The sequence below is a fragment of the Enterobacter cloacae complex sp. AR_0002 genome (assembly GCF_001922365.1).
GTDB lineage: Bacteria > Pseudomonadota > Gammaproteobacteria > Enterobacterales > Enterobacteriaceae > Enterobacter > Enterobacter hormaechei_C.
This window is the reverse complement of the sequence record NZ_CP018814.1, coordinates 1,306,803-1,330,935: the sequence shown is the minus strand read 5'-3', so window position 1 is coordinate 1,330,935 and position 24,133 is coordinate 1,306,803. Positions and strand designations below refer to the sequence as shown.

The 24,133-nt window shown below is 54.1% G+C and carries 23 protein-coding genes; 13 read left to right on the top strand and 10 right to left on the bottom strand.

Translation table 11 applies throughout. The features are described 5' to 3' along the window. Positions 1-29 precede the first annotated feature (29 nt). Positions 30-2,195, top strand: a complete 2,166-nt coding sequence (locus AM329_RS06600; protein ID WP_032609150.1) for a type I secretion system permease/ATPase — start codon at positions 30-32, stop codon at positions 2,193-2,195. Continuing rightward, a complete protein-coding gene (locus AM329_RS06595; RefSeq protein ID WP_032609152.1) occupies positions 2,192-3,358 on the top strand; it encodes an HlyD family efflux transporter periplasmic adaptor subunit in 1,167 nt (388 codons plus the stop codon). The genes AM329_RS06600 and AM329_RS06595 overlap by 4 nt, the downstream gene beginning before the upstream one ends. Positions 3,359-3,391: 33 nt before the next feature. Here the strand turns inward: AM329_RS06595 and AM329_RS06590 are convergent, their stop codons facing one another. Next, a complete protein-coding gene (locus tag AM329_RS06590) occupies positions 3,392-4,276 on the bottom strand; it encodes a hypothetical protein (RefSeq protein ID WP_032610223.1) in 885 nt (294 codons plus the stop codon). 285 nt (positions 4,277-4,561) lie between these two features. Between AM329_RS06590 and AM329_RS06585 the strand changes: the two genes are divergently transcribed. After that, positions 4,562-6,019: an EAL domain-containing protein gene (locus tag AM329_RS06585; protein WP_032609154.1), complete on the top strand. Its 1,458-nt coding sequence runs from the start codon at positions 4,562-4,564 to the stop codon at positions 6,017-6,019. An 83-nt stretch (positions 6,020-6,102) separates the two neighbouring features. Here the strand turns inward: AM329_RS06585 and AM329_RS06580 are convergent, their stop codons facing one another. The 6 genes from AM329_RS06580 to AM329_RS06555 form a co-directional block, all read right to left on the bottom strand. After that, a complete protein-coding gene (locus AM329_RS06580) occupies positions 6,103-6,381 on the bottom strand; it encodes a biofilm development regulator YmgB/AriR family protein (RefSeq protein ID WP_044596271.1) in 279 nt (92 codons plus the stop codon). 23 nt (positions 6,382-6,404) lie between these two features. Beyond that, the gene (locus AM329_RS06575; protein ID WP_003857266.1) at positions 6,405-6,704 is read right to left on the bottom strand and encodes a hypothetical protein; all 300 of its coding nucleotides are present in this window, start codon (positions 6,702-6,704) and stop codon (positions 6,405-6,407) included. 118 nt (positions 6,705-6,822) lie between these two features. Then, the gene (gene ycgZ / locus AM329_RS06570) at positions 6,823-7,062 is read right to left on the bottom strand and encodes a regulatory protein YcgZ (protein WP_003857265.1); all 240 of its coding nucleotides are present in this window, start codon (positions 7,060-7,062) and stop codon (positions 6,823-6,825) included. A gap of 186 nt (positions 7,063-7,248) precedes the next feature. Beyond that, positions 7,249-7,521: a YqjD family protein gene (locus tag AM329_RS06565; protein ID WP_003857263.1), complete on the bottom strand. Its 273-nt coding sequence runs from the start codon at positions 7,519-7,521 to the stop codon at positions 7,249-7,251. 184 nt (positions 7,522-7,705) lie between these two features. Next, positions 7,706-8,311 carry a hypothetical protein gene (locus tag AM329_RS06560; protein ID WP_032609156.1) on the bottom strand — a complete coding sequence of 202 codons (606 nt, stop codon included), beginning with the start codon at positions 8,309-8,311 and terminating at the stop codon, positions 7,706-7,708. 339 nt (positions 8,312-8,650) lie between these two features. Beyond that, complete coding sequence (locus AM329_RS06555) at positions 8,651-8,962, bottom strand: hypothetical protein (RefSeq protein WP_003857260.1); 312 nt, start codon at positions 8,960-8,962, stop codon at positions 8,651-8,653. 398 nt (positions 8,963-9,360) lie between these two features. Between AM329_RS06555 and AM329_RS06550 the strand changes: the two genes are divergently transcribed. From AM329_RS06550 to AM329_RS06535, 4 genes are all read left to right on the top strand, one after another. Further along, entirely contained in the window at positions 9,361-10,149 is a 789-nt protein-coding gene (locus AM329_RS06550) for a phosphotransferase family protein (RefSeq protein WP_032609157.1), read from the top strand. Positions 10,150-10,365: 216 nt separating this feature from the next. Continuing rightward, complete coding sequence (locus tag AM329_RS06545; protein ID WP_003857256.1) at positions 10,366-10,641, top strand: metal/formaldehyde-sensitive transcriptional repressor; 276 nt, start codon at positions 10,366-10,368, stop codon at positions 10,639-10,641. 32 nt (positions 10,642-10,673) lie between these two features. Beyond that, positions 10,674-11,792 (top strand): S-(hydroxymethyl)glutathione dehydrogenase/class III alcohol dehydrogenase, encoded by a 1,119-nt coding sequence (locus AM329_RS06540; RefSeq protein ID WP_003857251.1) that lies wholly within the window; start codon positions 10,674-10,676, stop codon positions 11,790-11,792. Positions 11,793-11,951: 159 nt separating this feature from the next. After that, positions 11,952-13,643 carry a methyl-accepting chemotaxis protein gene (locus tag AM329_RS06535; protein ID WP_023324628.1) on the top strand — a complete coding sequence of 564 codons (1,692 nt, stop codon included), beginning with the start codon at positions 11,952-11,954 and terminating at the stop codon, positions 13,641-13,643. A gap of 41 nt (positions 13,644-13,684) precedes the next feature. Here AM329_RS06535 and AM329_RS06530 read toward each other — a convergent pair whose 3' ends face one another. Beyond that, entirely contained in the window at positions 13,685-14,608 is a 924-nt protein-coding gene (locus AM329_RS06530) for a LysR substrate-binding domain-containing protein (RefSeq protein ID WP_032609160.1), read from the bottom strand. Between the two features lie 227 nt (positions 14,609-14,835). Between AM329_RS06530 and AM329_RS06525 the strand changes: the two genes are divergently transcribed. Continuing rightward, positions 14,836-16,179 carry a VOC family protein gene (locus AM329_RS06525; protein WP_003857245.1) on the top strand — a complete coding sequence of 448 codons (1,344 nt, stop codon included), beginning with the start codon at positions 14,836-14,838 and terminating at the stop codon, positions 16,177-16,179. A gap of 42 nt (positions 16,180-16,221) precedes the next feature. After that, positions 16,222-17,727 carry a carboxylesterase/lipase family protein gene (locus tag AM329_RS06520; RefSeq protein WP_003857243.1) on the top strand — a complete coding sequence of 502 codons (1,506 nt, stop codon included), beginning with the start codon at positions 16,222-16,224 and terminating at the stop codon, positions 17,725-17,727. Here the strand turns inward: AM329_RS06520 and AM329_RS06515 are convergent. Beyond that, positions 17,714-18,556, bottom strand: a complete 843-nt coding sequence (locus AM329_RS06515; RefSeq protein ID WP_022651173.1) for a LysR family transcriptional regulator — start codon at positions 18,554-18,556, stop codon at positions 17,714-17,716. The two genes, AM329_RS06520 and AM329_RS06515, sit on opposite strands and share 14 nt — an antisense overlap. A 113-nt stretch (positions 18,557-18,669) precedes the next feature. Between AM329_RS06515 and AM329_RS06510 the strand changes: the two genes are divergently transcribed. The 4 genes from AM329_RS06510 (at position 18,670) to rimL (ending at position 23,154) form a co-directional block, all read left to right on the top strand. Beyond that, entirely contained in the window at positions 18,670-19,839 is a 1,170-nt protein-coding gene (locus AM329_RS06510) for a pyridoxal phosphate-dependent aminotransferase (RefSeq protein WP_003857239.1), read from the top strand. Between the two features lie 10 nt (positions 19,840-19,849). Next, on the top strand, positions 19,850-20,623 hold the full coding sequence (locus AM329_RS06505) for an ABC transporter substrate-binding protein (RefSeq protein ID WP_003857237.1): 774 nt from the start codon (positions 19,850-19,852) through the stop codon (positions 20,621-20,623). Between the two features lie 230 nt (positions 20,624-20,853). Then, positions 20,854-22,509 (top strand): glucan biosynthesis protein D, encoded by a 1,656-nt coding sequence (locus AM329_RS06500; RefSeq protein WP_032609161.1) that lies wholly within the window; start codon positions 20,854-20,856, stop codon positions 22,507-22,509. Between the two features lie 105 nt (positions 22,510-22,614). Continuing rightward, on the top strand, positions 22,615-23,154 hold the full coding sequence (gene rimL, locus AM329_RS06495) for a 50S ribosomal protein L7/L12-serine acetyltransferase (protein WP_032609163.1): 540 nt from the start codon (positions 22,615-22,617) through the stop codon (positions 23,152-23,154). Here rimL and ydcK read toward each other — a convergent pair. After that, the gene (gene ydcK / locus AM329_RS06490) at positions 23,149-24,129 is read right to left on the bottom strand and encodes a YdcK family protein (protein WP_032609165.1); all 981 of its coding nucleotides are present in this window, start codon (positions 24,127-24,129) and stop codon (positions 23,149-23,151) included. The two genes, rimL and ydcK, sit on opposite strands and share 6 nt — an antisense overlap. Positions 24,130-24,133 lie beyond the last annotated feature (4 nt).

The window sequence follows — 24,133 nt, the reverse complement described above, 5'->3', positions numbered from 1 at the left end:
AATCATCGCCCTGAACAGGACGTAGCATTATGAAGACACATCCACAGTACGAACCCTGGTTGCAGGGCATGCTCATCATCGCGAAATATTATCGGCTGGATTTTTCGGCGGAGCATGTTCGGGTCACGATTAACCATGAAAGCCAGTCGCCACGCCAGCTGGTGCTGGAGGAGATGGCGCGCCAGCTTGGGCTGGGGATGCGGTGGGTGGCGGCGGAAGCCCTATCGCTCGATCCCTGGCGTTTACCGCTGCTGGCGGAGTTTACCGGCGGGCAAATTGCGGTCATCAACCGTATGGACAACGATGGGAACGTCAGCGTGCAGTTTAGCGGCGACGGCGGCCTGGAGACAACGCTGACGCGGGACGAGCTCGGTTCGCGGTTAAAGGGGCTGATGGTGCTGCGTCCCCTGGAGTCCACGCCGGATGCGCGCGTGGATGATTACATCAAACCCTATGAGAAAAACTGGTTCTGGCAGCTGGCGCTGAAAGACTGGCGTCGTTACAGCGATATTATGCTGGTGGCGCTGGTCGCCAACGTGCTGGCGCTTTCCGGCATGGTCTTCTCCATGCAGGTCTACGACAGGGTGGTACCGTCGCAGTCAGAAGCCACGCTGTGGGTGCTGTTTGGCGGCGTGATGATTGCCATCGTGTTCGAATTCATCATGCGCATGCTGCGCGTGCACATTTCTGACGTGGTGGGGAAGCGCGCCGATCTGCGCATCTCTGAACGCGTCTTTGCCCACGCGCTGCGGATTAAAAACGGCGCACGCTCGAAATCAACCGGATCGTTTATCGCGCAGATCCGCGAGCTGGAATCGGTGCGGGAGCTGATCACCTCCACCACCATTGCCGCTATCTCCGATCTGCCGTTCTTCCTGCTGTTCGTCTTCATCCTGTGGATGATAGGCGGCCCGCTGGTGCTGGTGGTGCTGCTGGCCGTACCGCTGCTGCTCATTCCCGGCCTGCTGGTGCAGCGCCCGCTGGGGAAACTCTCCAGCGAAGGGATGCGTGAATCGGCGATTCGCAACGCCACGCTGGTGGAAGCGGTGCAGGGGCTTGAGGACATCAAGCTGATGCGCGCTGAGCAGCGGTTCCAGAACCAGTGGAATAACACCAATGACGTTGCCGCCAGCGTCGGCATGAAGCAGCGCTGGCTGACGGGGCTGCTGCTAACCTGGACCCAGGAGGTGCAATCTATCGTCTACGCCGTGGTGCTGCTGGTGGGGTGTTACCTGGTCATCAGCGGTGACATGACCACCGGTGCGCTGGTGGGCACCTCGATTCTGGCGTCCCGGACCATTGCGCCGCTGTCGCAAATTTCTGGCGTGCTTTCCCGCTGGCAGTCAGCAAAGGTGGCCCGCAAGGGACTGGATGACCTGATGCAGCGCCCGATTGACGATCCCCAGCACGGAAAGAAGGTGCATAAAGCCCACCTGCGCGGTGATTATCTGCTGGACGACGTGGGGTTTTATTACGACGAAGAAGAGAAGCTCACCGTGCTGAATATCAGCAAACTACGCATTCGCGCCGGGGAGCGCGTGGCGGTGCTCGGGCGGAATGGTTCGGGGAAAAGCACCTTGCTGCACCTCCTCGCGGGAATGCAGGAGCCGCAGCAGGGCAGCATTTTGCTGGACGATATTGCTCTCAATCATCTTGACCCGGCCGACGTGCGCCGCGATATGCAGTTGCTCAGCCAGCAGGCGCGGCTGTTCTTCGGCTCCGTACGCGACAACATCCTGATGGGTAATCCGCTGGCGACAGACGAGGAAATCCATCAGGCGCTGGTCAACAGCGGCGCGCTGGAGTATGTGCGCAAGCAGAAAATGGGGCTAAACACCATCATCAACGAGGGCGGAACGGGGCTTTCCGGCGGGCAACGTCAGGCGCTGCTGCTGGCGCGCGCGCTGATCACCTCGCCGAATATTCTGCTGCTGGATGAACCCACCGCCTGGCTGGATGAGGTCAGCGAGAAGCAGTTTATCCAGCATCTGCACCAGTGGCTCGGTAAGCGCCGGACGCTGGTGGTGGCGACGCATCGCCTGCCGATTCTGGACCTGGTTGACCGCATCATCGTCCTGGAAAACGGCAAAGTGGTGATGGATGGCCCTCGTGATGCCATTTTACGCCAGCACGGAATGGCCCCGCATCAGGCGCCGCAGCGTACGGTTAAACTGAAAACGGAGGGCGTGGCATGAATGATTTCTCCCGCTTTAATAGCCGACTGAAGGAGCCCCGCCTGCCGCGTTCGTCGCTGGTGGCATGGTCGCTGTTTGCCCTGCTGGTGGTGTTTATTACCTGGGCCAGCCTGTTCCAGCTGGATGAGGTCACGACGGGCAGTGGCAAGGTGATCCCGTCCTCCCACGAGCAGGTGATCCAGTCCCTGGAAGGGGGGATTATTCACAGTCTGATGGTGCGCGAAGGCGACATCGTCGAGCGTGGTCAACAGCTTGCCCAACTGGACCGGACGAAAACCGAGTCCAGCGTGCTGGAGAGCGAGTCTCGATTAAACGCTGCAATGGCGACGGCCGCGCGTCTGAATGCTGAGGTGAACGACACCGGGCTGACATTCCCGGCAGAGCTGGATGACGACGTTGAGCTGGTCAAACAGGAAACGGCGCTTTATCAGTCACGTCGCGAAAGCCTTGAAAAAGGGCTGGCGGGTTTACGCCAGGGAGCGGATCTCGTGCAGCGTGAACTGGCATTAACGCGCCCGCTGGTGACGCAGGGGGCGGCCAGTAAGGTCGAAGTCTTACGCCTTGAACGCCAAAAAAATGAGCTGGAGAGCAAAATCACCGAGATGAAAAACCAGTACTACGTTCGCGCCCGCGAAGAACTGGCGAAAGCGAACGCAGAAATAGAGGCGCAGCGTTCGGTCATGAAAGGACGCGAAGATTCACTCACCCGCTTAACGTTTAATGCGCCGGTGCGTGGCATCGTGAAGGATATTGACGTGACGACGGTGGGCGGGGTGATCCCGCCGAACGGCAAACTGATGAGCCTGGTACCGCTTGATGACCAGATGGTGATAGAAGCGAAAATCTCGCCGCGCGATGTCGCGTTTATCCATCCCGGGCAAAAAGCGCTGGTGAAAATCACCGCCTATGATTACTCGATCTACGGCGGGCTGGAAGGGGAGGTGACGATGATTTCCCCGGATACCCTTCAGGACGAGGTGAAACGGGATGTTTATTATTATCGCGTTTATATTCGTACAGACAGTAACCATCTGACCAACAGGCAGGGCAAGGCGTTCCCGGGCATGATAGCCACAGTTGATATCAAAACCGGCAGTAAATCCGTCATTGATTATCTGCTGAAACCGTTGAATAAGGCAAAAGAGGCGCTGCGCGAGCGGTAAAAAAGGCGTTCAGCAAACCGAACGCCCGTCAGATCAGAGTGTAGGCGTCATGTTGACAGCATGGCGTCGTTCTTTTGGTACCACATTGATGTAATGTGTGACATACGCAAAATATAATCCGGCATAATTTTCGACAAGCTCGATAAAGGCCGGATAAATTGACATCCGGCCATCGCCGCGATCTTTAAGATAACCTGCCTCCTGCGCCGATTTGATAATGCGGTTGACGTGAATACGCGAGACGAAAAATTCTTTTGCCAGCGTGCTGGCTGAATACGCTATTATGGCACCGTGTGCTGTTTTGTTTTTAATGGCCTGCAAATAGAGATAGAGCATAATCATTCGTCCACCATCCTTATCAATAAATAAACCCACCTCCGGAAGCACTTTCCTGAATGTTAATCCGCGGAAAAGGTACTCTGCGGCGCGCCGGAAAAAGTTGTGCCTCAGAATGTCATTGTCGAGAAGGTTAACATTAATGTTGAATGCCGGATAAAGAATGCTGACAGGCGTAAACGCCCCGGACATATAGCGTTTAAGCTCATCGAGTCCTTTTTCCGTCGGCGCAATTTTTGTTTTTCGGCGATCTTCACTACAGCGCCAGGTCTTTATTCGCCCGGTAGTTTTAAGTATGGTAATGATCGCGATAACACTGTTAGGGCTGGCGATATTGTAACGGGTGCATAGCGCCTTAATCTCTGAAACTGACTCAGCCTGATTGCCAAAAACAAAACAACACATGGACAATATTATGTTGAAGCGTGATTCCTGAAGCATCGTTTTGTAGAACAAGGGTTGTTTTTTATAAATGACATCATTAATTCTGTAGTGTTCTGTTATAGCTTCACCAAATCGCGGGTTGTTTTTAATGACATCCCTTCGATGTAGCAAAGCCCTGGATGAGATGTGATTATCCATAGCATTTTCTCTTTTTGTCTGGGCCGATAAGATGAAGTGTCCGGTCTTCTTTTTCGGAATTTTCATTATACCTCGAGAAATGCATATTTACTGTCGTTATATGAAAAGAAAGTAATATTTATGCTGCATATGGATGAGTCGGTTGATTAACGCAAAAATGTTCCTGTGCATAACATTGATAACGGTTTATTAACCAAACAGGGTGCGGTAAAATTATTCAATGCGACAAAGAGTATTGGCTTTAATTACAGATGGGAATACTATTTGCATTCTCAGGAGCAGGTTATGTCTCAAAATTTACCTTTTATACAAGGTACGTGCTACAAGCAACGGTTTGTTATTTCAGCCTGCGGTTTCACCTTCGAGGGGTATAGCCTGCTTCTGAAGTCACGTGGCGTAAACGCCACGCGGCTCCATTTTGAAGAGGATGAAGTTTGCTCAGGTGATGTTCATAAAATGATGCAAAATCAACCACCTGAAGTTGCTGTTTTTCTTGGTCGCGACGTCGCTGCCTTTCTTGAAAGCCTGAAGCAGTTGGTATCGGTGCTGAATGCGCTGCCGGTTATTTGTAGCGTGACGCTGTATGGCGCAATACCAGAGAGATGGCTTTATGCCACGTTGTGTAGTCTCGTTAATAATACCAAATCGTTATCGATGATCAGGATAGCGAATATTTCAGACGTAATGGACTGTGCAGACAACATTTATGACGTGCATACCGATTCGTCACGCATATTGCGTGATGGACCCGAGAAAGAAGGTAAAGAAAGTCTGAATGGTTTAACAAAGCGCGAATTAACCGTATTGCTGAATTTTTATCGGGGTATTTCGATAAAAGAGCAGTCTGCGAGGTTAGGGTTGTCAGATAAAACCATTTATACCCATAGAAAAGTGGGGTTGGATAAATTATATCTTATCAGGGTGTGGTTTAGCGATGCACGTGTTTTCAGAGATGAAGTCTGTGCAGTAAAAAATAATCCGCAGGGGTTTTCGGATGCGGAAATTGATATTTTGCAGGCGTTACATAAGCGGGAAATCTTTGCGGCTTATCAAATTATTACCGATGGCGATAAAAAAGGAGTAGGCTTTGAAATTCTGCTGCGCTGGCATAAAAACGGTCAGGTTCTGAAGGCTGCCCAATTTCTGGGTGGGGTGAAAAATGGCGAAATATGGCTCAAGCTGACGGCGTTAGTCATCCACGCGGCCGTGTCAGGTATCAACAGATACAATGGGAAATATTATTTTTCGGTTAATATTCCGCCTCCACTGGCTACCGGGAACGCGCTGCCGGGAATGGCGAAAAAAGCCGTTGAGATGTTACTGAAGCCGCAGTGGGCCGGGAAACTTGTCTTTGAATTAGCTGAAGCGATTGATGTGACAAAGGATCCAAATATTCCTGTCACTCTTCAGCGTTTACGCGCCGAGGGGTGTCGGCTGTTTCTGGATGATTGCTTTTCCAGAGATTACGCTATGTTACCCATCCGACAGATTAATGTTGACGGATTGAAGCTTGACCGCGATATAGTTGAGCACTTTGTTGCTAACGACAATGACTATAGCATTATTAAAGCGATACAGATATACAGCGACATGACGGGAAGGGAATGCGTTGCGGAAGGCGTCGATAGCGAAGAAAAATTTGAAAAACTTGTCGCGTTAGGTGTTAAACGCTTTCAGGGATATTATCTTTCCCGGGCGGTTAAAGAAGAAGAGCTTGATCGAATGGTACGGCTATTTAGTTAATGGGTTCACTATGCTGGTGGTACGACAGAGAAACTTTTCTACCACCAGCAAAAACAGTTACTCACCAGCGCAATAATCTGTTATCAGATATCATCGCGCGTAAAACCGACAACAATTTCAAGCGTATTTCGAATGACATCGCAGGCTTCGGGCTCCTCGGTAATTTCGAGGGCGTGAATCAGTTGCAGGATAATCTCTTTATTAGAGAGATTGTCACCGGTCAGCATAATACAGCGTATTGCCGAGCCCAACACTTCAACCTCACCACTGAGATGTTTTCCTGCATTAAGAAAATGTTCCGCCAGTCCTTTATCGTGCAAGGCTTCAAAATTATACGTCTGCTGCATAATCGCTTTACTCATGGTGGTCACCGTTTCGGTTAAAATTAGTGTTTCTTGTCTGGGGTCAAAAGCGTGTTGTGAGTAAAGAGAGATCGCATGCGACCCATGTCATAATTGCCCATCACTCTTCCCCGGTCGTGCGAGACGCCGGTTACACGCTGGCGCACTTCATCTTCAGCGGCAATCAATGCATTTTTACGTTCATCATTTGATTCAACGTTAGCCATCGCCCGCAGGCGATTAGCAAGAGACACAAAGGTAATAGGTCCGTTCTCTTTCAGTATGGATAATACGGCCTCACCGATAAGGTCATCCTTAAGTCGTTCAAATTTAGTTCTATGCATACCTTCAATCTCACTCTGCTACACGCGGCAGGCTGTAGCATGGGGTTAGTCATCGCATTCAGAAGCTCTATTCTCACTCAGCATGACTAACTTAGTAAGTTAAAAAACAGTGTTCAGGTTAACGCTCGAAGAAGAGGGCTATCAAACCGTTGTAGTGCGCTTTCTCAACGTCAGACGTGGATTCTTCAATTCTGCGCAACAGCTTTGTACAAATTGTCATTCTGCTCAGTTGTACATTTTCTTTGATGATCTCACTGACGATGGCACCAAGGGTTTCCTGCTGTGTTGGGACGTTATCCTTGTTAAAATACAAGGTTATAGCGCTTTCTGCTGTAGAGGGAGCATGGTTGCGACGCATAATTTTCCACCGTTAACAAACAATTTTGTAACATCACTGGCATCGAATTTATACTATATGGTCAAATCTGTACATCAAAATTGTACAACTTTTTCGTATGGATCGGGCTTTTAACAGGAGAACTATCAAAATTAGGGGGGAGAGAAGGAAAGAGGGGGAAAAGAAAAGGCCCCGGAGGGCCTGAAATTATTTACGTCCCAGCAGAAGTCCCAGAACGATACCTACCGCACCCGCAGCGATTAAGCCCGTTAACGGGTTATTTCTGACGGCTTCAGTAACATCCGAGACGGCATCACTGGCCTGGGCAGCATATTTTTTCGCTGCACCTTTCACCTGGTGTTTAGGGGAGTCAACGAATTCACCAAACTGCTGCTGCGCAGAGCCGGATAATTCATCAAGTTTGTTTTTGGCTTTATCGCCAGCGTATTGTGCATTTTTATCAGTGTCGAAATCAGACATTCCAGCCTCCTTTTGTTGATAGTCTAAGGATAGACGCTGATTTCAGGCGTGAGCGAGAATTCGCTGAAATCGACGCCTGATTGCCCCTTTTTAGGATATGTCTTTCTTACATGACAACCCTAACGTCCTTAGGATGTTGTTGATCACTATTTCCCTCGCCGTCTCTCTACGCAGTGCGAAGAGATTATTTTTGTCGTGCGTGAGCGGGAAAGGTAACGTAATAACCAAGGGATGCGGCCAGGCACAGCATATAACCGAACGATTCCGAACCTTCCTCCACGGCGTTTTTCACGACACGCATATAGCCATGCTCCAGGATGGCGTGCCACAGCACCTGCATTCCAAAGAGGCGGGAGAAGACCAGTACAGCCAGCAGGCCGCTCAACAGAATACCGTACCAGGGGGATTGGGTATATTTTGCCAGCTGTTCCAGGGTAGCGCGAAAATGCATAACGGGGCGAATTAACGCCAGCAGAGCGGCAATCAGCGCGAACCACACCCAACTCCCATGAGAAATGAGATCAAAAAGCGCGTCCAGTTCACGAATTAGCATTGTCAGGAAAAATCCGCCCACCAGAATATTACAGTAACGCATGGATTCGTACATTTTCGCCAGACGAAAATGGAGAAAGACAATAGTCGCTAATACCGTTTCCTGCATAATTTCGGTCAGTGATAATTCCGGAATATCATGGCCGACAAACCGCATATCTACCCAAAGACAAAGTACAATAAGTGCGCAAGCGGCCGCTGCGCCAACGAAGAATAAAAAGCTCTTTAGTACAATCATTAACACCACCATTTTGTTTGTAGCGAGTATGTTAGGTGACGAGAATGTTATTTCTGTCCACATTGTGCCATATAGGTGCGGATTTTTAACATTTCGAGCTAAATAGGGTTGGTCACGACGAGACGAAAGCGTAAATATCGTCAACAACGTCTGTGCTGTTTAGGCGGGGCGATGTCATTGCGGAGGGTGCCATCAGGCAACGGGATGTCAGGGTATTGAGGGACCAGCGAGAGGTGGAAAACACAGCTGCGGAACTATCTTGTCGATGTTTTCTTAAGAACATACTCTGATTGAGAAAGCGTTCAGTTCCACAAAAATGCTGTTTCTCCACCCTGGGAATTATTTTTCTTCTTTGTACTCACCTTTTGATTTCAGTTTATCTCTAACCAGGTTGGCGCAACTGGTTGCATTCTGTAAACTCAGGTCGTTTACAATAGAAGAACGAGATTTTAAAACTTCGTTGTAAGCTTCTTTAACTTTCGGACTGACTGTTGCAGCAAAACTATCTGGTGGGAAGTTACCCAAAGGTTCTTTATCACCGCTTAAGGCCTTAGCACAAGCATTATTAATTTGGTCATCAATGCTTAATTGATTAGCGATAGCTGATAACGAAAAAGATAAAACCAAAGAGGCGAGAACAATTCTTTTCATACTTAGTCATTCCTTAATGATGAAGCGTTGTGATCCGAATTCAATATGTAAAACCCAATTGTGATAGTAATATTTATCAGAGTGTATAAAAATTCTTTTGGATAAACCGGATCAGGACCAGTTTCAGCAATGTTTTCTGTCCGAACATGCTGCACCCGACTTATTTTGTTTACTACAGGCTAAATGTTATCAAAGATAAATATATCCAACAGCATTAGTCTATTCTTTTTCGTATTCTTATGATACCTACGTTCTTTAGTGGGGGTTAGTGTGATTGCACAAGTCTTTTAAAGTAGGATTTTTAAGAAAGAATGATGATGTATGACTTCATCTGTAGCACACTTGCATTACACTCAATAACAAGAACAACCAACACGTTAATTTTTAAGGGACAGTGCATGGCTGCAATGGATTTATCCAAAATGGGCACTGCCAAAGTGGTGCTGAATACCAGTGATTGCAATCAGATAGTTATAGAAAAGTGGCCTGTCAGCGATGTTGAGTGGGCCTTTTATCTCTACGCGGCAACAGAGCTTAATCAGGCAGGGATTGCTACGCCAACGCTTTTGTCTGCTGATGCCACCTTACGCAAGTTAAGACTGGAGTATATTCCTTATAAGGTTGATCAGACCGCTGTGGCAAACGATTATGCCATAGCTATGCTGGGGCGCCTGCATCGCTATCCTGCAAATTCTGAATGGCTCTATCATACGTATACGTGGACAGAAACAGCGCTTGAAAACGCTCTCATGCTTTTGGCATTACCTGAAAAAAATGCCCGGCAGCTTCGACGATTTCAGCAGAATAGTAATGCGTTATTCGCCTGCCAAAGCCTGGTTTCAGGCGACAGCAATGCAGGCAACTGGGGAAGAAGAGAAAGCGGTAATTTAGTTCTTTTTGACTGGGAAAGGTTTGGCAAAGGGAGTCCTGCTATTGACCTGGCTCCCCTCATAAGGGGAATGGGGACAAAACAAGAATTTATAGACCTTGCAGGACGCTATTGCCAGCTATCCTCCCATCAAAATATCAGGGAGCTGGCCAGAGAAATTGCTATTGTCAAAGCCTGGATTGTCACGGAAGTGATTGTCCTGCTTCATATGCGGCAAAAGAGTGCATTTCCCTTGTATCTCAACTGGTACAGAGAACATCTTCCCGACTGGTTAGACAACGTGGAAAAAATGTTATGAAGCATGAATTCTAAAAATTCTGCTTTTTATAGCAATACCTACTTTTCGCTCCTGACGCACCTGATTGCCCACTTCTGATATATCAGCGAGTCACTAATATTAACTCGCTGATTTTTCACATTACCTACGGTTCTACTTAAAACCCACAATAAACTTCGTGTTTACATAAAATCGTATTAACAGATACAATACCCCCCTATAGTATCAGGAGGGCGTATGCCGCATTCACCCGAAGATAAAAAACGTATTCTGACCCGCGTCCGCCGCATTCGGGGCCAGGTTGATGCCCTTGAACGCGCCCTGGAATCGGGCGATCCCTGTCTCGCCATTTTGCAGCAAATCGCCGCCGTGCGCGGCGCTGCCAATGGCCTGATGGGGGAAATGGTTGAAATTCACCTCAAAGATGAGCTGGTGACGGGGGAGACCACCCCGGATCAGCGGGCTGTGCGGATGGCGGAAGTCGGCCATTTACTGCGCTCTTATCTAAAATAAATCCACACACCTCACAACAAGGGAAAGACATCATGAAATCTCGCGCAGCTGTCGCGTTCGGCCCAGGCCAGCCGCTGAAAATCGTTGAAATTGATGTTGCTCCGCCTAAGAAAGGCGAAGTGCTGATCAAAATTACCCATACCGGCGTTTGCCATACCGATGCGTTTACCCTGTCTGGTGACGATCCGGAAGGCGTATTCCCGGCGGTGCTCGGCCACGAAGGGGGCGGTGTGGTGGTGGAAGTGGGTGAAGGCGTCACCAGCCTTAAGCCCGGCGACCATGTGATCCCGCTCTACACCGCAGAGTGCGGTGAGTGTAAGTTCTGCAAATCCGGCAAAACTAACCTCTGCCAGGCCGTGCGCGCCACGCAGGGTAAAGGTCTTATGCCGGACGGCACCACCCGTTTCTCCTATAACGGCGAGCCCATTTATCACTACATGGGGACCAGCACCTTCAGCGAATACACGGTGTGCGCCGAGATCTCACTGGCGAAAGTGAATCCGCAGGCCCCGCTGGATAAAGTCTGTCTGCTCGGCTGCGGTGTCACCACCGGTATCGGCGCGGTGCATAACACGGCGAAAGTGAAAGAGGGTGACACCGTGGCGGTGTTCGGCCTCGGCGGGATCGGTCTGGCAGTCATCCAGGGCGCGGTACAGGCGAAAGCTGGCCGCATCATTGCTGTGGATACCAACCCGGAAAAATTTAAGCTCGCAGGTGAGATGGGCGCGACCGATTTCATCAACCCGAAAGACTACGACAAACCGGTTCAGGAGGTGATCGTTGAGCTGACCGACGGCGGCGTGGACTTCAGCTTCGAATGTATCGGCAACGTCGATGTGATGCGCTCAGCGCTTGAGTGCTGCCACAAAGGCTGGGGCGAGAGCATCATTATCGGTGTGGCCGGCGCGGGTCAGGAGATCAAAACCCGTCCCTTCCAGCTGGTGACAGGGCGCGTATGGCGCGGGTCGGCATTTGGCGGCGTGAAAGGCCGTACCCAGCTGCCGGGCATGGTTGAAGATGCGATGGTCGGTAAAATTCAGCTCGACCCGTTCATTACGCACCGCCTGCCGCTGGAGCAGATCAACGAAGCCTTCGATCTGATGCACGAAGGAAAATCTATTCGTACCGTTATCCATTTCGGCGACAACTGATTATTCTGCCAGCGGTTTTTTCCGCTGGCATTTCTTCCCTGATCTTTTCTAAAGTGTGACCTGTCTGGCGCTTTTAACCGTAATCTAATTCTACGCAGTGCCGATGACTCTTTTACAGGCGTGTTTTTACGCATCTTACCTATAAGAGAGTCGACGGTCATGGACAACACAACATCGATGCAGGCGCAGCATAAGCTGAGTTTCTTGCATCACATCCGGCTGGTTCCGCTGTTTTCCTCCATTCTCGGTGGCATTATTCTCCTGTTTGCATTGAGCTCGGGTCTCGCAGGCTATTTCCTGCTCCAGGCCGATAACGATCAGCAGGATGTTACGGCAGAAATCCAGGTGCGCACCGGGCTGTCAAACAGTTCCAACCATTTACGCACCGCCCGTATCAACATGATCCACGCGGGGGCGGCGAGCCGTATCGCGGAGATGGAGGCGATGAAACAAAACATCGCTGAGGCTGAGACCCGCATCAGGCAGTCGCAGGATGGATTTGCCGCCTATATGAAGCGCACTATTCGCACACCGGCTGATGAAGCGCTGGACGGCGATCTGAAAGCCCGCTATGACGCCTACATCGCCGGTATGCAGCCGATGCTGAAATATGCCAAAAACGGCATGTTTGAAGCCATTATTAACCACGAAAATGAGACCGCGCGTCCGCTGGACGATGCCTATAACGCGGTGCTGCTGAAGGCGATAAAAATCCGCACCGAACGCGCCAACGCGCTGACGGCGCAGGCTCACACCCGCACCCGGCTGGGGCTGATGTTTATGTTCGGCGCGTTTGGCCTGGCGCTGGCGCTGGCGGTGATCACTTTTGTGGTGCTGCGCCGTACGGTGATAAACCCGCTCCAGCGAGCCGCTACGCGTATCGAAAATATCGCGAAAGGCGATTTGACCATGCCGGACGAACCGACCGGGCGCAGTGAAATTGGCCGCCTTACGCGCGATCTGCAAACGATGCAGCACGCGCTGGTGACCACCGTAGGCACCGTGCGGCAAGGGGCGGAGGAGATCTACCGGGGAACCAGCGAGATCTCCGCGGGTAACACCGATCTCTCTTCCCGTACTGAGCAGCAGGCGGCGGCGATTGAACAGACGGCGGCCAGCATGGAGCAGCTCACCGCGACGGTGAAACAGAACGCCGATAACGCGCATCATGCAAGTAAACTGGCAGAAGATGCCTCCGGGAAGGCCAGCCGCGGGGGGCAGATGGTCTCCGGCGTGGTGAAAACCATGGGTAATATTTCCACCAGCTCGAAGAAGATCTCTGAAATTACCGCCGTGATTAACAGCATCGCGTTCCAGACCAATATTCTGGCGCTCAACGCGGCGGTCGAGGCGGCGCGTGCGGGTGAACAGGGACGTGGCTTTGCGGTCGTGGCGAGTGAAGTTCGCACCCTGGCAAGCCGCAGCGCAAACGCGGCGAAAGAGATTGAAAGCCTGATTAATGAATCGGTATCGCTTATCGATCAGGGTTCCGGGGAGGTGGTTGCAGCGGGCAATACCATGAATGAAATCGTCGAGGCGGTTAAACGCGTCACCGATATCATGCTGGAGATTGCAGCGGCGTCCGATGAGCAGAGCCGCGGCATCGTTCAGGTGAGCCAGGCGATTTCCGAGATGGATAAGGTGACGCAGCAGAATGCCTCGCTGGTGGAAGAAGCTTCTGCGGCAGCGGCTTCGCTGGAGGAGCAGGGCGCACGTCTGACGGAAGCCGTTGGCGCGTTTCGTCTCAACGGGGCGCACGCAGGACGGACTACAGCCGCTGCAAACGCAGCGAAACCCGCGCCTTTAACCCCGGCGGCGGTCGTCTCAGGTGATAACTGGGAAACGTTCTGAGTAAGACAGACCCGCCCTCGCGGCGGGTTCTGCGTTTATGGTCAGAGAGGCATTGATTTACGAATGGCGCTTAACAGCGTTTGGGCACCTTCAGAGAGCGGGGCTTCTACCCGCGTCAGGATCCCAATCGGTTCTCCCGCGCCGGGCGATGTTACCGGCAGCGCCGTAAGCACGCCGCGTCGCAGATCGTCCTTCACCGCGCCGGACGGCACAAACCATACGTAGTCATAATCCACCGTAAGCTGGCGCGACAGCGACGCCGAGAGCGTTTCAATACACCCGGAAGGCAGCGTGCAGCCCTGCATTTGCAGCAACGCTTCCGCATTCTGACGCGGAACGGTTCCTTTTGGTGAGACCACCACCGGCCACTCCATCACACGGCTCAGGGTCACGGTGTCCTGCAACAGAGGATGATTCGGACGCACGACCAGCTTCAGCGATTCCAGGAACAGCAGCTCGTAGTTCAGGCCGCTCATCAGTTCCGGATCGGACATCCGCCCAATGCCCAGATCCAGCTCGCCTGACTTCAGGCCCGCCAGCAGCATGGTGTTATTCATGGTCGCGACCTGAAGCGTGGCGTGCTTTTGCTGACGGTGGAACTGGCCGATCGCCGCAGGCAGTATGCCCAGCGCCGCCGTTGGCAGCGCGCCCACGCGCACGATGTCGCTGGCCGGCTCCTCTTTACGGTTTAACGCCTGACCGGCGGTATTGAGGGCATCGAGAACTTTAACGGCATGCGTCAGGAACTGTTCGCCCACGAGTGTAAGCTGAGCCCCCAGACGGCCGCGATCGAACAGGCGGGTTCCGGTAAGCTGTTCCAGTTCGTTCAGCGTTTTGGAGAGTGCAGGCTGACTGAGGTTAAGGGTTTCAGCCGCTCGCCCCAGCGTTCCCTGTTGAGCGACGGCCACAAATGTATGCAAATGGCGCAAGCGTATGCGCTGACTGAACAGACCATTTTTTTCCATAGGCGATGTTAAAAACAGAGCGACGCGGGTGACAAGTTAAGATGTTTGAATTTGATAACCTGATAGCAAAATATTTTTAACATTTGATCTGTTTGAGTTACAACCGTTTTTCGAAAATGCCCACGCTTTGACCACTCGTCTGCCTGGATCACAATTCGTAAATTCTTCCCAACGAAAGGAACGGGCTTCTCTACACTCCAGGTAGTATTCACTGGAGGCATGACATCATGGCGAACACCATCACGGCTGATGATATTCGGGAACACTTTTCGCAGGCTATGTCGGCGATGTACCAGCAGGAAGTTCCGCAGTACGGCACCTTGCTGGAACTGGTGGCGGACGTTAACCTGGCGGTTCTGGAAAATAACCCACTTTTACATGAACAACTGGCGAACGCAGACGAACTGGCGCGCCTGAATGTTGAACGTCACGGTGCGATCCGCGTTGGCACCGCGCAGGAGCTTTCCACCCTGCGCCGGATCTTCGCCATTATGGGCATGTACCCGGTCAGCTACTACGATCTCTCCCAGGCGGGCGTGCCCGTCCACTCGACGGCGTTTCGTCCGACAGACGATGCGGCGCTCTGCCGTAATCCGTTTCGCATTTTTACCTCGCTGCTGCGCCTGGAGCTGATTGAAAACGTTGCGCTGCGCGAAAGGGCGGCGGAGATCCTCTCCCGGCGCAACATCTTTACGCCGCGCTGTCTGGAACTGATCGACCTGCATGATGCGCAGGGACACTTTACCGAGGCACAGGCGCGCGAATTTGTGCAGGAAGCCTTAGAAACCTTCCGCTGGCATCGCCATGCGACGGTCGATCAGGAAACCTATCTGGCGCTGAGCAACGAACATCGCCTGATTGCCGACGTGGTCTGTTTCCCGGGGTGCCACATCAACCATCTCACGCCGCGCACGCTGGATATCGACCGGGTGCAGGAGCTAATGCCGAAGTACGGCATCGAGCCGAAAATCCTGATTGAAGGCCCGCCGCGCCGCGAGGTGCCGATCCTCCTGCGTCAGACCAGCTTTAAGGCGCTGGAGGAGCCGGTGCTGTTCGCGGGGGAACACAAGGGCACCCATACCGCGCGTTTCGGTGAGATTGAGCAGCGCGGCGTGGCGCTTACGCCGAAAGGGCGCGAGCTGTACGACAGCCTGTTAAACCAGGCCGGGACCGGCAAAGACAACCTGACCCACCAGCTTCACCTGCGCGAGATCTTCAGCGCCTTCCCGGACAGTGAAATGTTCCTGCGCCGTCAGGGGCTGGCTTATTTCCGCTACCGTCTGACCCCGACAGGTGAGGCGCATCGCCACGCTTTTCGTCCCGGCGACGATCCGCAGCCGCTGATCGAGCGCGGCTGGGTTGTGGCACAGCCCATCACCTACGAGGATTTTCTGCCCGTCAGCGCGGCGGGGATCTTCCAGTCGAATCTTGGCAATGAAACGCAGGCGCGCAGCCACGGCAATGCCAGCCGCAATGCCTTCGAAGCCGCGCTCGGCTGTGCGGTGTACGACGAGTTTTCGCTTTACGAGGAGGCGGAAGCGCGCAGCAAACAGCGTTGCGGTTTGCTCTGAAACCGTTACTCTGCGAGGGTGTGATGGAAAAAGAAGGTTGGTATGGAAAATCCCTCCGCCCCTGTGGTTGAAACGCGCCAGGGCGCACTGATTGGTTTTACTGAAGGCGATACCCATGTGTGGTGTGGCATTCCCTATGCGGCACCCCCTGTTGGCCCGTGGCGCTGGCGCTCCCCGCGTCCCCCTGCACGCTGGGATGGCGTGCGTCCGGCGACGGCGTTCTCCGCCTCCAGCTGGCAGAGCAGCGAAAGCTGCCAGGAGCTGGGCGGCGGCGACCCCGGCCAGTTCTCTGAAGACTGCCTGTATCTTAACGTCTGGTCGCCAGTGGCTCGCGCCGCTCCGCTTCCGGTGATGGTCTGGCTGCACGGCGGAGGATTTACCCTCGGCGCTGGCGGGCTGCCTCCGTATAACGGCAGGGCGCTGGCGAAGCGTGGCACGGTGGTGGTGACGATCAATTACCGTCTCGGCCACCTCGGCTTTTTTGCCCATCCGGCGCTGGAGGGGGAGGAAGAGCGCGTGGTGCATAACTTTGCACTGCTCGATCAGATCCAGGCCCTGGAATGGGTGCGCGATAACATTGCCGCGTTCGGCGGCGATCCTGAGAACATCACCGTATTTGGCGAGTCGGCCGGTGCGCGCAGCGTGCTGTCGCTGATGGCTTCCCCGCTTGCGGGAGGACTGTTCCATAAAGCCATTGTGCAAAGCGGGTACACGCTGCCCGACACCCCGCGCGAGCAGGCCATGCATAAAGGCGAAGCGATTGCCGCCCATTTCGGCCTGCACAATGCTACCGCGGAACAGCTTCGCGCGATCCCGCCTGAGGCGTTCTGGCCGCTGACCTCGCCGCTGAATATCGCCCCTGCGCCCATCGTGGGGGATTGCGTTTTGCCTGAGGCCATGCTCGACGTCTTTTTCGCGGCCCGTCAGCATCCTGTACCGGTGATGATTGGGTCAAACAGCGACGAAGCCAGCGTGATGTCGGTATTCGGGGTCGATCTGGCCGGCCAGATCCAGAAGCTTCGCCGTGAGCGGCGCTTTGGCCTGGGGCTAATTAAGCTGCTTTATCCTGGCGTGAAGGGCGATGAGGAACTTGGCAGGCAGGTATGCCGCGACATGGCCTTTACCACCATGGGATACGTGGTAATGCAGGCCCAGCAACGGGCGGGCGGCATGTGCTGGCGATACTGGTTTGATTATGTGGCCGAAGCGGAGCACGCGACGTACATCAACGGCGCCTGGCACGGCAACGAAGTGCCCTACGTCTTCGATACCCTTGGACAGGTGGAACCTTCGCGGCAGTATGTGAATGAACGCGATCTGGCCTTTGCCGCTCAGGTGGCGGACTACTGGGTGAGCTTCGCCCGGGATGCGGGGGCACGCGATAGCCTGGCAGGGCCCACGCGCTGGCCCGCCTGCCGGAAAGGGCGGGACGTGCTGTTACGTATTGGTGTGAATAAACATGCAGGTTTTCGGCTTGAAAACCGCTTCATGCGTGCCCGTATGAGCCTCTTCAAACGGGTGATGAAACACCACGTCAGCCTCGACTGAGCAGACAGGCGCGAAACGCATCCAGCCCGTTTTCAGGGCCGGGTGCGTCGCGTAATACCAGCCGGTAGCTCGCCCCCGTTTTTATGCTCGTGTCAAAAGGGCGCATCAGCCGTCCGGCGCGCACGTCCTCCTCCACCAGCGTTTCATCCGCGATGGCGATGCCCAGTCCCTGAATGGCGGCGGTAATGGCGAGATCCATGGTTTCGAAGTGTTGATTTTTGAGCATAGCTGGCGGCGGACCCGGCTGTTTCGCCAGCCACAGCGTCCAGTCCGTTTTGTCCCGCGTGGGGTGAAGGAAGGTGAGTGCTTCCAGCGCAGAGCCGGCCCGTAGCGGGCTCATCACCGGGGTTAAGGCCTCTTCGAACAGCAGATCGCCGGCGCTCATGTGCGTCCCAAACACAATCGCCGCGTCACAGGATTCGGTTTTGAAATTGACGTTATGATCGGTGGTGGTGGTCAGCGCAATCTGGAGTTCCGGCTGTTCGCGCTCCACCTGTAGCAGACGCGGCACCAGCCAGCGCATCGCGCAGGTCGGCGCTTTCAGCCGAATTACGGTCTGGTGCGTTCGCGCCTGTTCAGCAACGTTCAGCAGGTGCTCAAAGGCAGATTGCAGCTCCGGCAGCAGGGCGCTTCCCTGTGAGGAGAGACGCAGGCCGCGCGCATGGCGCTCGAACAGCGGGAAGCCGAACCAGCTTTCCAGCGAGGCGATTTTACGGCTTACCGCCCCCTGCGTCAGACAAAGCTCCTTCGCGGCATGGGTAAGATTCAGGTGACGCGCGGTCACGATAAACGTCTCTACGGCATTAAGCGGAAATGAACGACGCGACATATCTCACCTTAGCTATGCATTTTTGTCATGGCTATTATGACAACAATTCGATTGTCCCGACAATGAAGTTGTTGTTTGAATAGTTATGCATTCACCACGAGAAGGGACAGAGGATGACTTTGAAAACGCCGGTGCAGACACGATCCAAATTGCCCGATGTGGGAACCACCATTTTTACCGTTATCGGCCAGCTTTCAGCCCGGCATAACGCCATCAACCTTTCTCAGGGTGCGCCGAATTTTTCCTGCGACCCAAAACTTATCTCCGGCGTGACCCGCGCCATGGAGGCAGGGTATAACCAGTACGCCTCCATGACCGGTCTGCAACCGCTCAGAGAGCGCATCGCGGACAAAATTGCCACGCTCTATGGCACACACTATGACCCGGCGAGTGAGGTGCTGGTGACCGCCAGCGCCAGCGAAGGGCTTTACTCAGCCATCAGCGGGCTGGTTCATCCTGGAGACGAGGTGATCTATTTCGAGCCCTCCTTTGACAGCTATGCGCCGATTGTCCGTCTGCAAGGAGCGACGCCGATTGCCATTAAACTGACGGTACCGTATTTTGCCGTGAACTGGGATGAAGTACGGGCGGCTATAACCCCACGCACGCGGATGATCATCGTCAATACGCCGCACAACCCGAGCGGACAGGTGTTTTCAGCCGCCGATCTGCACCAGCTGGCAGCGCTGACGCGCCACACCGACATCATCATTTTGTCTGACGAAGTGTACGAGCACGTCGTTTTTGATGGCGAACCGCACCACGGAATGGCGACGCACCCGCAGCTGGCGGAGCGCAGCGTGATTATTTCTTCTTTCGGAAAAACCTATCACGTCACCGGCTGGCGCGTGGGTTATTGTGTGGCACCCGCGGAACTGATGGATGAGATATGTAAAGTCCATCAATTTTTAATGTTCTCGGCCGATACGCCGATGCAGTACGCGTTTGCCGAACACATGACCGATCCGCAAACCTGGCTGTCGCTGGCGGCGTTTTATCAGCGCAAGCGCGATCTGCTGCAAAGTTTGCTCGCCGACTCACCGTTCAGGCTGCTACCAAGTGCCGGTTCGTTCTTCCTGCTGGCGGATTACAGCGGCTTTAGCGACGAGCGCGACAGCGAGATGGTGAAAAGGCTGATTGTCGAGTACGGGGTTGCCACCATTCCGCTGTCGGCGTTTTATGCCGATGGCACGGACAATAAGTTAATCCGTCTCTCTTTTGCGAAAGATGAGGCGACGTTACGGGCAGGTGCCCAGGCCCTTTGTCGGGTTACACCACGTTAAGGAATTTGAGATGAAATTACGCGCGTTAGTTGTCGGCATGGGACTGTTGTGTTCATTCTCGTCGTTTGCCGCCACCGAGTTGCGATACGGGCTGGAAGCGGAATATCCACCGTTTGAAAGCCGCAATGCGTCAGGGGAGCTGGAAGGGTTTGATGTAGAGCTGGGAAATGCCATCTGTAAAGCCGCCGCGCTGAAGTGCAGCTGGGTTGAAACCTCGTTTGATGCGCTGATCCCCGGTCTGGTGGCGAAAAAGTTCGACGCCATAAACTCGGCGATGAACATCACCGAGCAGCGTCGCAAAAGCATTGATTTCACCCAGCCCATCTATCGCATTCCCTCCCAGCTGGTGGGCAAAGCCGGTTCTGCGGTAGAGGCTACCCCCGAAGGGCTGAAGGGCAAAACCATCGGCGTTCTCCAGGGTTCAATTCAGGAAACTTACGCCAAAGAGCACTGGGAAAAGCACGGTGTCACCGTGGTGTCTTATAAAGATCAGAATATGGCCTGGGGAGATCTGCTGAATGGCCGCATTGATGCCTCGCTGGTCATGTCAGCGGCCGGGCAGGCAGGTTTCCTCAGTAAGCCGCAGGGTAAAGGGTTTGGCTTTATCGGCAAACCGGTGTCGGACGACACCATCCTCGGCAGTGGGATCGGCTTTGGGCTGCGTAAAGGGGATGAGGCCACCAAAAAGCAGCTTGATGCCGCAATTGATAAAGTACGTGCCGACGGCACGATCGCTAAACTGGCTGATAAGTACTTCCCGGGTATCGATGTCAGCGTAAAATAACCGCCTCGTTGGTCCCGGCTGTCGATGTCCAGCCGGGGCATTTTTATACATAACTTTACCCCTTTTTCAGGCCGTTCTGGTCGACAGAAAATATTTCTCGGTTTGTTCAGATAATCACCCGCCAACAATTGGATTCTTAACCGTTTTTGTTTAGGCTGTGCGTTCTTTCTTGCCGTCATTTCGCTGCGCGCGAAACTCATTCACACGACCATAAGGACGTTTTCTCAGGCATGAATCGCAGACGTTTTCTCAAAGGTTCCCTGGCAATGGCTGCCCTGAGCGGCACTTCTGGCCTTGCATCTCTGTTTTCCCAGGCGGCGTATGCTGCTGACTCCGACATTGCCGACGGTCAGAGCCGTCGCTTTGATTTCTCTGTTCTGCAATCCATGGCGCACGATCTGGCGAAAACCCCGTGGGGCGGTGCGCCGCGTCCGCTGCCGGAAACGCTGGCCACCATGACGCCGCAGGCGTACAACGCCATCCGTTACGATGAGAAGCAGTCGCTGTGGAATAACATTGAAGGCCGTCAGCTGGACGCCCAGTTCTTCCATATGGGGATGGGATTCCGCCGCCGCGTGCGCATGTTCTCGCTGGATCAAACCACCTCTCAGGCGCGTGAGATCCACTTCCGGCCTGAGCTGTTCAGCTATGGCGATACGGGCGTGGATACCAAACAGCTTGAAGGGCAGAGTGACCTCGGCTTCGCCGGATTCCGCGTCTTTAAAGCGCCGGAACTGGCGCGACGCGATATCGTTTCGTTCCTGGGCGCGAGCTACTTCCGCGCAGTGGATGATACCTACCAGTACGGCCTTTCCGCGCGCGGGCTGGCGGTGGATACCTTTACCGACACCCCGGAAGAGTTCCCGGATTTCACCTCCTTCTGGTTTGAAACCGTTAAGCCGGGTGATACCACCTTTACCGTCTATGCGCTGCTGGACAGCCCGAGCATTACCGGTGCCTATAAGTTTGTGATCCACTGTGAGAAGAGTCAGGTGATCATGGACGTCGAAAACCATCTCTATGCGCGCAAAGACATCAAGCAGCTCGGCATCGCACCAATGACCAGCATGTTCAGCTGCGGCAACAACGAACGCCGCATGTGCGACACCATACATCCGCAGATCCATGATTCAGACCGCCTGGCGATGTGGCGCGGTAACGGGGAGTGGATCTGCCGACCGCTGAACAACCCGCAAAAGCTGCAATTCAACGCCTACCTGGATAAAAACCCGAAAGGCTTTGGTTTGTTACAGCTTGACCGTGACTTCTCCCATTACCAGGACGTCATGGGCTGGTATAACAAGCGACCAAGCCTGTGGGTCGAGCCGCGCAACAACTGGGGGAAAGGTTCTATTGCCCTGATGGAGATCCCGACAACCGGCGAGACGCTCGATAACGTGGTCTGCTTCTGGCAGCCGGAGAAACCGGTGCAGGCGGGTGATGAGCTGGACTTCAAATACCGTCTCTACTGGAGCGCGCAGCCGCCGGTGCGTTCCCCGCTGGCAAACGTCTACGCTACCCGTACCGGTATGGGCGGCTTCCCGGAGGGCTGGGCGCCGGGTGAAAATTACCCGAAAGTGTGGGCCCGTCGCTTTGCCATTGACTTCGTCGGGGGCGATCTGAAGGCCGCCGCACCGAAGGGCATTGAGCCGGTGATTACCCTGTCCAGCGGTGAAGCGAAGCAGGTGGAGATCCTCTATGTCGAACCGTTCGACGGGTATCGCATTCTATTTGACTGGTATCCAACCTCTGACTCCACCGAGCCGGTGGATATGCGCCTGTTCCTGCGCTGTCAGGGCGATGCCATCAGCGAGACCTGGCTGTACCAGTACTTCCCGCCCGCGCCGGACAAACGTAACTACGTTGACGACCGGATCATGCGCTAGTCCTTATGGGTTTGTGCCGGGTGGCGGCTTCGCCTTACCCGGCCTGCTCTGGACGCATTTGTAGGCCGGGTAAGCGTTAGCGCCACCCGGCAATTAAGAGGCACTATGTCTTCAGAAATCATCCCCGTTAACCAGGAAATCGAGCTTCGCGCAGTCGAAGAGCGCTATACCACCGATCTGCATAACCTCGTAATCAAAAACAAAACCTGGCTGCAAACCGCCTTCGACTGGGCGCAGCATGTCGGCAGCGAAGAGGACACGCGCCGCAACGTGCAGAGCAATCAGATGTTGCACCAGCGCGGTTACGCCAAAATGTTCCTGATTTTCATGAAGGACGAGCTGGTGGGCGTGCTGTCCTTCAACGCGATCGAGCCTGCGAATAAAACCGGGTACATTGGCTACTGGCTTGACGAGGCGCATCAGGGGCAGGGTATTCTTTCTCAGGCGCTCCAGGCGTTTATGCGCTATTACGTTGAGCGCGGCGAGATCCGCCGCTTTGTGATCAAGTGTCGCGTGGATAACCAGAGCAGTAACCGGGTGGCGCAGCGCAACGGTTTCACGCTGGAAGGTTGTTTGCGGGAAGCGGAGATGCTCAACGGGCGTTACGATGACGTGAACCTGTACGCCAAAATCTTCCCGCTATAGCGCCCCCAGCAGCGGCGTCCGGGTGATCCGCGTGTCGCCGTTGATCACTTTGGCTCCCCGGACGTGAATGCTTTCACCCTCCAGCGCCTCGATAACCGCATCGTCCGTTATTTCCACCTGATGCTCGATCAGGACATCGCCGCTGATACGCGCCCGCCCCTGAATAACCACTTTGTCATCAATCAGGATCGGCCCGCCGCGTAACCACGCCTCGCCGCCTATTAATACGTGGTGTTTAATGACGCAGTTGCCTTCTACGAGGGCGTTTTCCGCGACCTGTGAACTGTACCGCACGGTCGGGATGGCATCATCCTCCAGACCGGCCAGCAAACGGGCGTTGCCGTACACTTTGGCGCAGTCGCACACCCAGACGTTATTCAGCGCGTTGCCCTCAAGAATGGCGCGTTCGAACACCTCGGCACGGTGCTCAACAAAGGCCCAGGTCACCATGGCATCGCCGTAGATTTGCGCCTGATGCACAATACGCGACTGGCTGACCGTGGCTCTGTCATAGATTTGCAGGATCTGCTCACGGTCGGGTGTCAGCCCTTTGGCTGCAATCACCAGGCTGTTATGCAGCACCCGCGCGTCACCCGCGATACGACATTCCCCGCGTACGGTGGAGTGCTGAATGGTGACGTTGTCACTTATTACCGCGCCGTGACTCACCTCAGCCGCGTCAAGCCAGCCGTTGCCGCCAACGTGTGCGCGGTGGCTTACGATGCAGGGTTGGGTGAGGCGGGCGTTACCGGATATCCTGGCCCCGGCTAACACCACGCTGTTTTCATCGTAAACCCAGCAATCCCCGTCCTGGGCGAGCGCGTGTTCATCCTCAACCCAACCGCCTTTAGTCCCGCTGGTCACATCGTTAAAATCCTTCACGGCAATAATTTGTCTTAGAGGCGTTGTGCACGGCATTGATCCGTCCTGCCAGCGCCAGAGACGCGTTTCATTGCTGAGCCGATATTTTGTCATCGTG